The organism is Nannocystis bainbridge (assembly GCF_028368995.1).
Lineage (GTDB): Bacteria > Myxococcota_A > Polyangia > Nannocystales > Nannocystaceae > Nannocystis > Nannocystis bainbridge.
In genome coordinates this window covers 1,285,737-1,299,152 of the sequence record NZ_JAQNDL010000003.1, presented here as the reverse complement: position 1 = coordinate 1,299,152, position 13,416 = coordinate 1,285,737, and the positions used below count along the sequence as shown (strand labels likewise).

At 70.7% G+C, this 13,416-nt stretch carries 16 protein-coding genes; 6 read left to right on the top strand and 10 right to left on the bottom strand.

Going from position 1 to position 13,416, the window contains the following annotated elements; translation table 11 throughout:
• Positions 1-25 precede the first annotated feature (25 nt).
• From POL25_RS30435 to POL25_RS30410, 6 genes are all read right to left on the bottom strand, one after another.
• A complete protein-coding gene (locus POL25_RS30435; RefSeq protein WP_272089764.1) occupies positions 26-694 on the bottom strand; it encodes a glutathione S-transferase N-terminal domain-containing protein in 669 nt (222 codons plus the stop codon).
• 287 nt (positions 695-981) lie between these two features.
• Positions 982-1,611 (bottom strand): hypothetical protein, encoded by a 630-nt coding sequence (locus POL25_RS30430; protein WP_272089763.1) that lies wholly within the window; start codon positions 1,609-1,611, stop codon positions 982-984.
• 85 nt (positions 1,612-1,696) lie between these two features.
• Complete coding sequence (locus tag POL25_RS30425; protein WP_272089762.1) at positions 1,697-2,575, bottom strand: hypothetical protein; 879 nt, start codon at positions 2,573-2,575, stop codon at positions 1,697-1,699.
• 184 nt (positions 2,576-2,759) lie between these two features.
• On the bottom strand, positions 2,760-3,458 hold the full coding sequence (locus POL25_RS30420; protein ID WP_272089761.1) for a hypothetical protein: 699 nt from the start codon (positions 3,456-3,458) through the stop codon (positions 2,760-2,762).
• 241 nt (positions 3,459-3,699) lie between these two features.
• Positions 3,700-4,797, bottom strand: a complete 1,098-nt coding sequence (locus POL25_RS30415) for an NADH:flavin oxidoreductase (RefSeq protein WP_272089760.1) — start codon at positions 4,795-4,797, stop codon at positions 3,700-3,702.
• A 182-nt stretch (positions 4,798-4,979) separates the two neighbouring features.
• Complete coding sequence (locus tag POL25_RS30410) at positions 4,980-5,357, bottom strand: DUF4180 domain-containing protein (RefSeq protein WP_272089759.1); 378 nt, start codon at positions 5,355-5,357, stop codon at positions 4,980-4,982.
• Between the two features lie 123 nt (positions 5,358-5,480).
• Between POL25_RS30410 and POL25_RS30405 the strand changes: the two genes are divergently transcribed.
• Complete coding sequence (locus tag POL25_RS30405; RefSeq protein WP_272089758.1) at positions 5,481-6,038, top strand: hypothetical protein; 558 nt, start codon at positions 5,481-5,483, stop codon at positions 6,036-6,038.
• 89 nt (positions 6,039-6,127) lie between these two features.
• Here POL25_RS30405 and POL25_RS30400 read toward each other — a convergent pair whose 3' ends face one another.
• Together POL25_RS30400 and POL25_RS30395 are read right to left on the bottom strand one after the other, a co-directional pair.
• Positions 6,128-7,297 (bottom strand): ferritin-like domain-containing protein, encoded by a 1,170-nt coding sequence (locus tag POL25_RS30400; protein ID WP_272089757.1) that lies wholly within the window; start codon positions 7,295-7,297, stop codon positions 6,128-6,130.
• A 4-nt stretch (positions 7,298-7,301) separates the two neighbouring features.
• Positions 7,302-7,904, bottom strand: coding sequence for a TetR/AcrR family transcriptional regulator (locus tag POL25_RS30395; RefSeq protein ID WP_272089756.1), 603 nt, complete (start codon positions 7,902-7,904; stop codon positions 7,302-7,304).
• A gap of 95 nt (positions 7,905-7,999) precedes the next feature.
• Between POL25_RS30395 and POL25_RS30390 the strand changes: the two genes are divergently transcribed.
• The 3 genes from POL25_RS30390 (at position 8,000) to POL25_RS30380 (ending at position 9,887) form a co-directional block, all read left to right on the top strand.
• On the top strand, positions 8,000-8,398 hold the full coding sequence (locus POL25_RS30390) for a hypothetical protein (protein WP_272089755.1): 399 nt from the start codon (positions 8,000-8,002) through the stop codon (positions 8,396-8,398).
• Positions 8,398-8,850: a DUF2062 domain-containing protein gene (locus tag POL25_RS30385; RefSeq protein WP_272089754.1), complete on the top strand. Its 453-nt coding sequence runs from the start codon at positions 8,398-8,400 to the stop codon at positions 8,848-8,850. The genes POL25_RS30390 and POL25_RS30385 overlap by 1 nt, the downstream gene beginning before the upstream one ends.
• A gap of 401 nt (positions 8,851-9,251) precedes the next feature.
• Positions 9,252-9,887: an isochorismatase family protein gene (locus POL25_RS30380; RefSeq protein ID WP_272089753.1), complete on the top strand. Its 636-nt coding sequence runs from the start codon at positions 9,252-9,254 to the stop codon at positions 9,885-9,887.
• A gap of 63 nt (positions 9,888-9,950) precedes the next feature.
• On the opposite strand, the gene POL25_RS30375 is transcribed toward POL25_RS30380, so the two are convergent.
• Both POL25_RS30375 and POL25_RS30370 read right to left on the bottom strand, forming a co-directional pair.
• Complete coding sequence (locus tag POL25_RS30375) at positions 9,951-10,664, bottom strand: GTP-binding protein (protein WP_272089752.1); 714 nt, start codon at positions 10,662-10,664, stop codon at positions 9,951-9,953.
• Between the two features lie 209 nt (positions 10,665-10,873).
• Positions 10,874-11,218: a hypothetical protein gene (locus POL25_RS30370; protein WP_272089751.1), complete on the bottom strand. Its 345-nt coding sequence runs from the start codon at positions 11,216-11,218 to the stop codon at positions 10,874-10,876.
• Between the two features lie 267 nt (positions 11,219-11,485).
• On the opposite strand from POL25_RS30370, the gene POL25_RS30365 reads away from it, so the two are divergent.
• Together POL25_RS30365 and POL25_RS30360 are read left to right on the top strand one after the other, a co-directional pair.
• Positions 11,486-12,763: a M28 family metallopeptidase gene (locus POL25_RS30365; RefSeq protein ID WP_272089750.1), complete on the top strand. Its 1,278-nt coding sequence runs from the start codon at positions 11,486-11,488 to the stop codon at positions 12,761-12,763.
• A 218-nt stretch (positions 12,764-12,981) separates the two neighbouring features.
• Positions 12,982-13,329, top strand: a complete 348-nt coding sequence (locus tag POL25_RS30360) for a hypothetical protein (protein ID WP_272089749.1) — start codon at positions 12,982-12,984, stop codon at positions 13,327-13,329.
• The last annotated feature ends 87 nt before the right edge of the window (positions 13,330-13,416 follow it).

Here is a 13,416-nt window from a genome sequence, read left to right as displayed (position 1 = left end):
GACTGGTCGATCTTCGGCGGCGCTGTCACACGAGGAGGGTGTTGCGGATGCCCTCGACGGTCTTGTCGGTCGGCTGCGGGGCCTCGGAGGGCGGGACGGCGTAGCCGCGCACGACGGCCGGGCGCTCGCCGACGTCGCGGAGCCAGCGCTGCAGGTGGTCGAGGCCGTCGATGCTGACGCCGCCCCAGTCGTGGGCGCGGGCCCACGGCCAGGTGGCCATGTCGGCGATCGAGTAGTCGCCGGCGAGGTAGGGGACGCCGGCGAGCCGCTTGTCGAGGACCTCGAGCAGGCGCCGGACCTCGCGCTGGTAGCGGCCGATGGCGTAGGGGATCTTCTCGGGGGCGTAGCGGAAGAAGACGTTGGCCTGGCCCATCATCGGGCCGACGCCGCCCATCTGGAACATCAACCACTGAAGGACGCGACTGCGCGCGTGCGCCTCGGTGGGGAGGAACTGACCTGTCTTCTCGGCCAGGTAGATGAGGATCGCGCCCGACTCGAACACGGCGAGGTCGCCGGCGTCGCGGTCGACGATCGCGGGGATCCGCCCGTTAGGGTTGATGGCGAGGAACTCGGGCTGCTTCTGGTCGCCTCGGGTGAGCGAGAGCGCGTGGACCTCGTAAGGGAGAGCCATCTCCTCGAGCGCGATCGAAACCTTGTGCCCGTTGGGCGTGGCTGCGGTGTAGAGGTCGATCATCGCCATGCTGTAGCAGATGCCCCCGCGCGGTTCGAGGCGGCGGGCGACAAATCATTGCGCGATCGCCGACCCGGACCCGCGAGCGGCCTCAGGTGCGACGTCCTCGGGGCAGCAGGAACGAGGCGAACGGTCGGGCGGTCATTGCCCGCTCGAAGCGAGTCGACGGCGGAAGACGCGAAGGATGACCTCGATCGCGGCGGCGGATCGAGCCGTCGCGCGCACCTGCGGCGCGGAGGTGTGATGTGTCTGCGTGGACATGTCCGATTGGGCATGTCCGCGAGCGCAGGTCACGGGCCGACGTGGCGGGCTTCGCCGGCCAGCAGGTCGGTGAGCCAGTCGACGAAGCGGACGCCGTCGACGTGGGTGTTGGCGAACCGCGAGCTCATGGTCCACACGTGGGCGTCGCTGCCGCCGACCAGGTAGGTGCTCCACACGCCGGAAGGCTCGTGCACGTAGTTGTCGCGCAGGTCGACGAGCCCGGCCTCGAACTCGCCGGCGGGGACGTTGATGGTCTTCGGGGTGCACTCGTCCTCGCCGTAGCCGAAGAAGAAGCGGATCGTGACGTCGAGGGTGGAGGAGACCAGGCCGAGGCGCTGATCGGGGTACTTGGCGCCGAGGTAGCGGGCGAGGTTGACCAGGCCGCCGCCGCTGAGGCCTCCGGAGGAGGCAGAGCGAGGCGCACCTCGGTGGTCCTGATGGGATGGAACATAGCCCGAGGGACATGTATTCCGAGCGACGGAGAATCGACGAATGGAGCCCGCACGAGGCCGTATGGACGAGAATCTTCGGGGGCGCGGCGAGGCGCGAAGGAGCGATGCGGTCGGTCGTGCGCCGCTGCGCGGACAAACTGCTTCGCGGGACGGACGTCCGACCGCAGGTCTGCGCGAGGAGGGCAGCCCGCGGCGCGCGCCGCTCATAGCAATGTCAGGGAACTCCTCATCGGCAGGACGAGGCGAAGGAGGACCCCGCTCCGCTCTGGAGGAAGCAGCCCGACGATTGCTGTCAGGCGTCGGGGAAGCAGGAGAAGCCGACGTAAAAGCGACCCGTCGCCATGTCGAAATGCGCCTGGTCCTCGCCGTAATAGTGATGGCTGCGCCGACACTCGGGCTCGAGGTCGCGGGGCAGCGCGAACTCGCGGAGCAGCTTGCCGGTCGCGACTTCGAAGGTGGCGACCGTCTTGCGCTTTTTGCCTGCGAGCGACAGGGCGAGGTTTTGCCCCGCGGGCTGAATGGAGAGCGGCGACTTGCCGGCGAGGTTGAAGGGCTTGAAGCTGCGGGCCCTGGGATCGATCTCGAGGAGGGTCGTGTCCTTGACGAGGCCGGCGCCGTAGAACTTGTCGCCGAGCACGACGAAATCGCCGAAGAAGGAGCGCACGCCGGCGAGCGCGAAGGGCTCGGGCACGAGCGGATGCGGCGGCAAAAAGGCGATCATCGCTCCGGCGTCGGTGCGCGGCAGATCGAGGGGCTGGATCTGCTCCGGGGGGCGCGGCATCTCCACGAACTCGACGACCGTCGGCGTCTCGGTCTTGCCGACGCGCACGAGCCAGGCAGAGCCGTCGCGGGTCAGCAGGGTGGTGGTGTCGCCGGTGGCGGCGTCGACGATGTACACGCCGCAGAAGGGGCCCTCTTCGCCCTCCTGGCAGCGGGCGGCGCTCGGCAGGCGATAGCGGTCGGGGCCGGCGAGCAAGGTCGGCGCGGGGGCAGGGGCGGGGGCGACGACGGGCGCAGGCGCAGGCGTGGGCGCAGGGACCGGCGTGGGGACAGGGGCAGGGGCGGGCGTGGGGAGCTCGGGCGCGAGAGGGCGGGGCTCGGTGCTCACTCCCTGGGGCGGCGCGGGGGTGCAGGCGAGCGCGAGGGAGGCGAGGAGCAGGGAGCGGCGCATGATCAGGCTATACGGGAGCGACCCGCCGGCGCACAAGTACGGCGAGCGCTCGCGGGCGCGCAGGCGCGATGCCACGCGCGGGCATGCGCATCGGCGAGCGGACAGCGATGAATTGACACAACATGTCTCTCGAGACATGTGCCGGCGATCGGCGCCGGCGATCGCAGCGATGCTCCGCCTTCGATCAGGGCAGGGAGATGTCGAGGCAGAACTCCTCGACGATGCCCTGATACGGCAGGTCCGGGGACCACGTGAAGGGGTAGATGTCGAGCGTCCAGGTGCCGGCGATCGGCTGGCCGGCGAAGGCGGCGAGCGGCTCGGTGGGCTGGAAGTCGCCGACGAGCGGATCGCCGGAGCAGAAGATGTCCCCGCAGCAGGTGAACGGGCCGGCCTCGTCGTCGAAGACGACGCTGAAGTCCTTGTTCTCCTCGCAATTGTCTTTGGAAAGGACGACCGTGGTCTCGCCGTGCGTCAGCCGGATCTCGACGTAGGATGCCCTCTTGAGCTCGCTGGTGCGCAGCTTGACGTTGATATCGCCGACGGTCCCGCTCTCGGCGAAATCGAAGGTGAAGGAGGTCGGAAGGATCTCCGGCGGGACCGGATTCGGGATCGGGGTCGCGGGGGTCATGCAATTGAGGCCGCTGCCGTCGATCGGGGCCTCGGTGGTGCTGCCGGTCTCCGGCTCGCCGGTGGTCGTCGGGTCCTCGCCGGTGGTGGAAGTGCCAGTGGTGCCGTCGGTGGTGGTGCCGGGCGCGCCCGTGCTTTCGTCGGTGGCCGCGGAGGTCGCGGGCTCGGTGGTGGAGCCGTCGCCGGTCGAGCCGCCGCCGTCGTCCCCACATCCGCCGGCGCAGGCGAGGGTCCAGGCGAGGAGGCCGCGATGCACGCTTCGATGGATTGTCATGGCCTCCGGTGACGCCCCGGGAGGCGACTTATTCGCGCCGTCGCAGGCGGCGATCGGCGCGGCGCGGCGGCATTGTCACGCGGGAAAATTCAGAGGGGGGTGATAGATCGGGGCGCAGCTGGAGAGGAGAGCGGGGCGTTGCGAATCACCACAGCGGCGGCCTCTGGGGTGATTGGCGAGCTGTGGCGAATCACCACAGCGCGCCAGGATGGGCGACGGCAGCTCAGGCGTCGCGGACGATCGTCCTGAAGCGGCGCAGGTAGTCGACGAAGGTGTCGCTGATGGCCAGGTCGTGCAGCTGGGCGGGCGTGAGCGGGCCGCGCTCGGGCTCGTAGGCCGGATCGGCGGCGCGTCGCGGCCAGTCGGGGTTCAAGATCGCAACCTTGCCGAGAGCCACGAAGTCGGCGCCGAGCCCGAGCTGGGCCTCGGCCTCGGCCCGGGTCCAGATGTTGCCGGCGACGACCAGCGGCACGCCGGCCGGCAAGGCGGCGCGGAACAGCGGGACGGGGTGCTGGTCGGGGCGCTTGGCGGTGTTCTTCCTGGTGTCCCAGAGGGAGACGTGGAGGAAATCGACGCCGTCCTCGGCCAGCCAGGCGGCGAGCTGCAACGATTCGTCGAGGTCGAGGCCGCGGGCGTGGCCGAAATCCTCGGGGGAGATCCGCGCACCGACGAGGAATTGCGCGGGGGTGGCGGCGCGGACCCGGCGGACGGCGGTGCGAATGAGGCGAGCGCGATTGGCGAAGCTGCCGCCCCATTCGTCGGTGCGCTGATTCATGGCGCTGCTGAGGAATTGACCGAGGAGATAACCGTGGGCGCCGTGGAGCTCGACACCCTGGAATCCAGCGGCGGCGGCGCGACGCGCGGCCTGCTCGAAGGCGTCGAGCGCGTCCTCGATGTCGCGCACGTCGGCGGCCCGCGGGACCTCGAAGTCGGGCTTGGCCTCGGTGAAGCTGCTGGCGCTCCACGGCTGCTGACCGGTCAACCGCGAGGGCGAGCGGACGCCGCCGTGGTAGAGCTGGACGAGGCCGATCGCGCCGGCGCCGGTGATGCCGGCGGCGAGCTCGCGCAGGCGCGGGAGCTGATGATCGCCCCACACGCCGAGCTGGCCGTCGAAGCCCTGGCCGTCGCGCGAGACGTGGGCGGCGCAGGTCTCGACGACGCTGAAGCCGCCCTCGGCCCGCCGCTCGAGCCAGCGCTGCTCCTCGGGCGAACACACGCCGTCGTCGCGGCTCTGCTGGTTGGTCAGCGGGGCCAGCCAGACCCGGTTGCGGGCGACGAGGCCGTTGCGCAGACGAAGGGGAGAGAGGAGAGCGCCGCTCATGCAGGTGCGGTTAGAGCACCGTTCGGTGAGGAACCGACCGCGAGGAGGCGTGACAAAAATCGCGCGACTATGGACGAGGACGGTCGCCGCCGGCGGTGGCACGACGCGCCGGGGTCCACGGCGCTCGGCGATTCGTAAGACATGGCCGATAGGACATGTGTTGCGATTGGCCCAGCCGCGGCTCAGGCCGCTTCGCCGGTGAGGCGGCGCTCGAGCTCGGGCCAGTCGGCGAAGAACCACACGTCGTCGCCGCGGTTGGCCTCGCGCACGTAGTCGCGGAGGGCGGGGCTGTCGATGAGGGCGAGCGAGAGGTCGCCGAGGATGACGAGGCGGCAGCGGTACTGGACGAACTTCTGCGTGAACTCGCCGGCCATGCGGGTGCGCAGGACCAGGAAATCAGGGTGGAGACGGGCGACCGGGATGACGACGGTGTCGGCGTCGCTGCCCCCGGCGTCGCCGATGAGCTGGATGGCGTCGTCGAGGGTGCCGAGGGCGGGGCCGGCATCAGGGAGCACGAGCGCCGAGGCGGCGCCGATCTGGCGGAGCTGGGGGGCAGTCACGGGCGCATGATGCCCGCGACGCGCGAGGCCGTGGCGCGGATCGAGCCGGGCGAATCCGCGCGAGGCTCGTACCGCGATCGGACCGGCGGCGCGGAGCCGCGAGCCGGCGGCTATGGTGGAAGCATGCTGCGTCGCCTCGTCGGGCTCGGAATCTTCGTGTGGATCGCCGGGTGCAGCGAGCGACTGCCGGGAACGCCCGATGCGAGCACGGGTGATTCGACGGCGACGACGGGCGCGGGCGACCCGACGACGGCGGCGACGAGCGAGGCGAGCGAGGAGCCGGGGGCGAGCGGGCCGCACCTGCCGGAGGGGCTGTTCGCGTGCCTCGACAACCCGCTGTGCCCGGCCTGGGACTGCGCGGGCGGCTGCGAGGGACCTGGCCCCGCGGGCATGTGCGCGCTGGCTGCCCTCTACGACCGCGCGACCGGGGTGATCGAGGTGGCGCGCTGCGACGGGGGGTGCGCGCTGCACCGGCTGATCCCCCGCGGCGCGGGGACCGACGAGGTGCGCTGGCAGTGGCGCTCGCAGACGCAGCCGCCCGGCTACGCGGAGATCGTCGATTGCATGCTGAAGCCGCGCGAGCTGTTCGAGGCGTGCCTGATCGCGTTCACGCCCGAGTGCGGCGACCCGGCGGCTTGGGTCGAGGACTGCCAGCCGACCGAGGAGGTGTGCTTTGATTGACGGGATGTCCCGAGAGACATGTCATCTCCGATCCGGGGCGATGACATGTCCTCGGGGACATGTGGGCGACGACCGCGGGCGCGGCGAGCTCAGTTGAGGGTGACGGGGATGTCGGAGTCGCGGATCAGGTCGCCGGCGGTGATGTCGGTGGCGGCGCGCTCGTTCTCCCACTCGAGCAGGCCGAGGGCGGCGTAGTGGGGGCGGATGCGGTCGGTCAGCAGGCCGATGCGCTTGAGGTTGGGGACCAGCCGGCGGAACATGGTCTTGCGGAAGTTCTGCATGTACGACGAGCGCAGGATCAGCTCGTCCCACTGCTTGCGCGACAGGGCGTGGCCGTAGAACTCGTCGTAAAACTCGTGGGCGAGGAAGCGGTTGCGCATCAGCACCGCGACCTCGAAGGCCCAGTCCTCGCGCTCGCGGCGGTCGGTCTCGGGCAGCTGATGATAGAAGTCGCGCAGCGACAGCACGCCGTAGTGGACGTGGCGGGCCTCGTCGGTGATGACGTACTTGAGCAGCTCGCGCAGCAGCGGCTCGCGGCTGGTCTGCCGCAGGGTGCCGAACGCGGCCAGGGCGAGGCCCTCGACCATGATCTGCATGCCGAGGAACTTGAGGTCCCAGCGGCCGTCGGTCATCAGCGCGTCGATGAGCGTGAAGAGGTTGTCGTTGACGGTGTAGAGCTTGCCGAGCTTGTCGTTGAGGTAGCGGTAGAAGACCTCGACGTGGCGGCCCTCGTCGACCACCTGGGTGCTGCCGTACAGCTTGCCGTCGACCCAGTGCACGGCCTCGGTGACCTGGCAGGCGGCGAACAGGGCGCCCTGCTCGCCGTGGAGGAACTGCGACAGCATCCACGCCAGCAGCGCGTGGCGCTGGACCTGCTGGGCGCGCGTGTCGAGCTTGCGATAGGCGGGGATGCTCGGCAGCGGCGACAGCTGCTCGGGGAACAGCTCGCGGCTGGTGTCGAACGGGTCGACGTCGATCGACCAATCGAGGTCGGTGGTGGCGTTCCACTGCGAGGTCTTGGCGAGCTCGTAGAGGCGCGCCATCTCGGGCTGGGTCCGTTGGTACGTCCAGTCGAAGTGGGCCTTGTGATTGGCCTGCATCTCGCTGGTGGGGCTGCGTCCCCCGTGCAGCACGAGCCCGCGGATCGCCGGGCCGAGCAGGTTCAGCGCGACCTTGACGTTGCCGCTGCGCAGCACCTTTTGTAAGACCGTGGTGGGGTTATAGGCGCTGGCTTGGTTGAGGAGCTCTTTGACGTGCAATTGCTTACCCTCCGCTGTTGCTCGAGAAGAAGAGCGCGCGGGCGAGGACCCGCGCGTGGTCCTGATCGCCCCACAGGGCGGTCTTGAATTCGCGGGCCGAGGTGCGCAGCACCAGGTCGCTGGCGATCTGCAGGATCGCCGCGCGCACCGGCAGGTCGGGGCGGATGTCGCGGCGACCCTCGATGCGGGCGAATCGCTCGGTCAGGTCGAGCAGCGGCACGACCTGCTCGAGCAGGACGACGCGGCCGGGGCCCTGGCCGTCGAGCAGCTCCCACACGAGGATGCGCGCCAGCTCGGGGTGCTCCTCGAGGAACTGGGTGTACGTGTCGATGATGGCGTCGAAGCGCTGGGAGAAGCTCGAGGGCTGCAGCATCGCCTCGGTCAGCGCGGCGCCCAGGCGCTGGAAGGTGCGCCGGACCACCGCGTTGTAGAGCAGCTCCTTGGAGGGGAAGTGATAGAGGAGCGAGGGCCGCCGGATGCCCGCGGCCGCGGCGATGTCCTCGAGCCGCGCGCCGCGAAATCCATGCTGCGAGAACACCGCGTCGGCGGCGTCGAGCAGGCGCTCCGGGGTGGCCGTGGTGTTGCTCCCAGCTGCCGGACGACCCATGCTCGGGGAGCATATCTACTCCCGAGTAGATATGCAAGCGCGCTTGTCGAGTTCGCCGTTCGCGATCACGCTTGGGCCGGTTCGAAGGAGAAAGCATGCGCAAACACGGGATTTCAGCGCTCGCGGTGGTGCTCTCGGGGCTCTTGGCCGGCTGCGGCGACTCGCCGACGAGCAAGCGCGCGGCCGCGGAGACGAAGGAGGCCATCGACGCGGCGGCCGACGCGGCCAAGGAGGCCGGGCACAAGGTCCGCTCGGGGGCCGAGAAGGCGGTCGGCGTGGTCGAGTCGGGGGCGAGGGTGGCCGGCGAGAAGATCGAGGACGGCGCCGAGGATGCGGCGCGGCACATCCAGCGCGGCGCCGACAAGGTCGAGCAGGGCGCGCGTGATGCCCTCGAGAAGGGCAAGGCCGAGTTCAACGAGATCAAGGGCGCCGCCAAGGCCGGTGTGGAGGCCGCGAACGCGGAGCTCGAGAAGGACGAGAGGGACAAGAAGTAGTGGGGCGGGTCCGGACCTGGGTCGCGGGGCTCCTGGCCCTGAACGGCACGCCGCAGGGGATCGCCGGCGGCTTCGCGCTCGGGGTCGGGCTGTCGCTGATCCCGATCCCGTTCGCGGGGATGCTGCTGGCGCTGGCCCTGGCGCCGCCGCTCAAGCTCAACATCCCGGCGACGTACCTCGGCACGGCGGTGGTGAACCCGGTCACCGGGGCGGTGTTCTACGCCGGCGAGCTCTATCTCGGGCTGGCGCTGATGGGCCGCCCGCTGCCGTCGTGGGCCGAGCTGCGGGCGCTCGACGGGTCGGGCTGGTGGGAGCTGTTCACTTCGATGCTTGGGCCGTTCGCGCTCGGGGCGGCAGTGGCGATCCCGACGCTGGCGGGGCTGTCGTACGTGCTGGTGTACCTGGCGGTGCGACGGTGGCGAGGCACCCACGAGGCGGCGAAGGAGCCGTGACGGGCGACCGGTCGTCCTCGCGGCGACCACGGGACTTGCGCGGGCGCCGGCGAGGGTCGCGGTGATATGTCCGCGAGGACAGGTCGAGGCGGGCCTGGCGTATGTGACGACCGACGGCGGTCGATGTCGCCGGGGCGCGATCGGGCGCGTGATCGCGTGGAGGAGCGCGCCGCGCGGGCGCGCGGATGAGATGTCTCGAAGGACAGGTCGCCGTAGGGCCATGGGCACGGGCGCGCCGCGGCGGCCGCGGCCGAAAGGGCCGGTGCGGCCGGCGACCGGGCCGTGAGAGGGCAGGAGCAGCGCCGGGGCCGGAGGCTCGCGCGCCGGCAGCGGTGGCTATGGTGACCGTCGCGGGCGACGGGTGATCCGCGCGCCTGCGCACCTGTTCCAAAGGACACATCATGGATATCGAACGCGCCAAGCTGAAGTACGACCGCCTGTCGAAGGACGAGGCGGCGCTGCTGATCATCGACCACCAATCGGGCCTGTTTCAGCTGGTCCACGACCACGTCCCCGACGTGTTCGACCGCAACGTGCTGGCCCTTGCCGACACCGCGAAGCTGTTCAAGCTGCCGACAGTGGTCACGACCTCGAAGGAGGATGGACCGAACGGGCCGCTGATGCCGGAGGTGCGCGCGCGGCTGCCGAAGGTCCAGGTGATCCGCCGCGAGGGCGAGATCAACGCGTGGGACAGCCCCGAGTTCGTCAAGGCGGTCAAGAAGACCGGGCGCAAGCAGCTCATCGTGGCCGGCATCACGACCGACGTGTGCGTCGCGTTCGTGGTCCTGTCGGCGCTCGAGGCCGGCTACGACGTCCGCGTGGTGACCGACGCGTCCGGCTCGCTGTGCGTCGGCTCGGCCGGCGGGGCGATCGCTCGCATGGCGATGGCCGGGGCGCAGCCGATGTCATGGTTCGCGGTCGCGTCCGAGCTGATGCGGGACTGGCGGAACGACGAGTCCGGCTTCACCAAGCTGATGGTCGAGCACGTGCCGAACTACAAGCACCTGATCGCCGCGTACGAGGCGAAAGAGGCGTAAGCGAGCTGTCCCGCGGGACAGGTGAATGACCTGTCCCCGGGGACACGCTGATACAAGCGCAGGTCAGACGCGGGGCCAGCCGCCGGAGCTGCCGGCGGCGATCGGGTAACGGTCGCCGCTGGCCTCGTACTCGGCGCGCAGCGGGGCGAGCAGGTCCTTGACGACGATGCGCAGGGAGTCCATCACGCCGATGCCCGCGGTGGCGACGGCCTCGATGGTGGGCAGGCCGTTGGGGTTGATCGCCTCGTCGAGGGCGGCCAGGGTCGTCAGGGGGATCGGCGAGGCGTGGGCCGAGTCGAACGGGCGCAGGGTCGGGGCCTCGACGAGGTCACGCTTGTTGTACTGCAGCACCATCGGCATGAAGGCGCTGTCGACCCCGAGGTCGTCGAGCAGGGTCAGGAGCTGCTGCATCGACTCGACGTTGTCCTCGAACCGCACCAGCTCGCCGCCCTCCTCCTGGGTGTCGGCGACGAACACGACGGCGTCGACGCCCTTGAGCACGAGCTTGCGCGAGACGGGGCTCAGCACCGGGCCCGGCACGGTGACGAGGTGCAGCCGCACGCGGTAGCGATCGTCGATGCGCGGCAAGGTGTCCGGGGCAAAGTCGAACGACAGCATCGGCCCGAGGTCGCCGGCGATCGCGTCGAGCCGCCCGCGCAGGGCCGGCCGGGTCTTGCGGTGGATCGTGCGAATGTTCGTCGACTTGCCAGCCAGCGCGGGCCCGAAGTAGACGACCTTGACGCCGATCTCGCCGGCCTTGGTGTTGATGAAGGACACCGGTGACCCAAGCAGCGTCCCGAATCCCGGCCAAATCGGCAAGAGGGCCCGGGGTGCGGGGTTTGCGCGGTTTCGCCCGCGGGCCCGTCCGGGTCCCGACGGCCGATCGCGGACGGGCGCCGCGGGCAATGCGGGGTGTCACGATTGCCGCACCAGGTCGCATGAATCGCGCGACGGCGGCGCAATCGTACGAGCGCGAGCGAGGGCCGCTACGCCGGCGCGGCGGCGGCCTGGCGGCTCTCGAACACCATGGCCCGGCCGTGGCCCAGCGGGATGGCCCAGACCTCGCGCGCGCCGGCCTCGTAGCCCTGGCGCAGGCCGGCGGGGTCGCAGCAGTCCAGGACCCAGCCGAGCCCCGGCGGCAGGTCGGCGGCCAGCCGCTCGAGGATGTAAGCGTCGATGCTCGGCCACACGCCGCGGAAGGCCCCCTCCGCCGCCTCGAGCACCGCGGCGTCGGTCGTCTTGAGGGCCAGCACCAGTCGCTCGCGGAAATCGAGCGGCGCGCCGTTCGGCGGCGGCGCCACGACCTCGACGTCGATCTCTACTTCGAGCATCGCGCGCCCTCGCCGGTGAAACGTGTATATGCGGTGAAATGGCGGTTGATCATACCGACCTCGCCGGAGGTACGAGGAATCTAGGAAGCCGCGCGGTCGCGAGCAACCCGAAATTTTGGTATACGGGGTCACAAATCGCCCGATGCCGGCTCAGGGGCACAGGCGGAGACGCGAGAGATTGCGGTCTTCCGGCCCCGATGATGGGTCGGGCGTCGTGCCGGCGAACGCGCGCTCCGGCGGGGGCGGACGCCGTGCTACATGGTCGGGATGTCGCCCTGGCGCCTGTTCGCGGTCTGCTGGATGCTCGCCTGCGGGGAGCGGGGCGAGGCGGGGTCGGTGGCGCCGGTGGCCGACGCGGGGGTGACCGGGGCGACGGTGCCACGGGCCGTGGCGCCGACCTCATGCGCCGGCGAGCGCGACGAGGCGGCGGCGCTGCGCTGCTGGGTCGAGCTGCTGGCCGGGCCGGAGCTCGGCGGGCGCGACAACGGCAGCCCGGGCGGGGCGGCGGCGCGGGCGGCGATCGTCGCCGGGGTGCGGGCGTACGGGCTCGAGATGGCCGGAGAGACAGGGTCTTTCGAGCAGCCGCTGCCGCGCGGCGCCAACGTGCTGGCGCGGGTGCCGGGGCGCGACCCGGCGCGGGCTGGCGAGCACGTGGTGCTGGCGGCCCACTACGATCACCTCGGCGAGGTCGACGGGGTGGTGCATCCCGGTGCCGACGACAACGCCAGCGGCGTGGCGGTCGCGCTCGCGGTCGTCAGGCGGCTGGCCGCCGATCCGCCGGCGCGTAGCGTGCTGCTCGCGGCCTTCGACGCCGAGGAGCCGCCGGACTACCGCACGCCTTCGATGGGCTCGGACTACTTCGTGGCTCGGCCGACGATCGCCCGCGAGCAATTGGTCGCGGTGGTTTGCCTCGACCTGATGGGCGGCGACCTGTGGGACGGCTACCGCTCGCCGCTGTACGTGATGGGCCGCGAGACCTTCGTGCGGCCGCCGGCCCCGGCGCTGCGCGAAGACCCGCGGCTGCCCGTGCGGGCGATGCACCTGCGTCTCGTCGAAGAGCTGCCGCACGGGCGGCAGGCGTTCAGCGATCACGGCGCCTTCTTTGGTAGCGAGATCCCCTCGCTGTTCGTCTCGACCGGCCGCTCCCCGCATTACCACCAGCCCAGCGACACGCCGGAGACGCTGAAATACGACAAGATGCTGGCCGCCGTCGACGTGGTCGAGGCGCACGTACGTGTCCTCGCGGACATGCCCGATCGGCCAGCCTGGGCCCGGGACCAGCCGCTGCGCAGCGCCGACGCGGCGGTGCTGGCCGAGCTGCTGGCGGCCGGGCTGGGCGAGGGCGGGGTCCGCGGCACCGACGAGTTCACGGGGCTGGCGCGGCCGCGGTTGCTCGCCGACCTGGCGCGGGCGCGGGCGCTGGCGGGCGCGGGGCGCGAGCCGGGCGAGGCGGAGGCGCGCGAGCTTATCGCGATCAGCCTGCGCGCGCAGTGCCTGCTGACGGTCGACCACGAGGTGCCGACGGCGGCGTGCCTGTTGCTCTGAGACGATCGTCATTGCGCGGAGCCGCTGCGACGTCGGTGACCCGCATTGCCCGTCGTGCGCGCTGGTGACCCGATTGCGCGATTCTCTGCAGGGCGAATGCGATCCGCGTCGCCCGTCTCCGCCTGACCACTGGTATTGTCTCGAGTTCGAGTGCCCGGGCGGCCCCAGGCGGGGGCGGGTGCCATGGTATGCATGTCCCTCCATTCGAAAGGACGAACATGTGGGATACACCTGAGGCTGAGGAGCTCAAGCAGGGTCAACGCACGACGCTCGATATTCGCGGCATCGCCGTGCGCTTCCCGTCGGAGCGGTTCTGCAGCCGGCTCGTCGACGACAATTTCCTCGAGCACGTCGACGACATCGTCAATCGCGGCACTGGCTGGTACGGCAACGGCGCGGTCGTCGTCGGGTCCACCCGCAACTGCGGGCACAAGAAGCTGACCGGCGGCGACGCGATCGGCTTCAAGTGGGAGGGCGATGCGACCCTCGACGTCGTCGGCTACGGCGAGAAGTCGAGCAAGGGGAAGAAGAGCCAGGGCTCCGGCGGCTACTCCTGGGAGACCTGAGCGCAGAGCAGCGCCGCCGAGCGCCGCTGCATGACGGCGCTGGCGGGCAGTCCTATGATCATATCCGACGCTCAGGGCCGCTGTGGG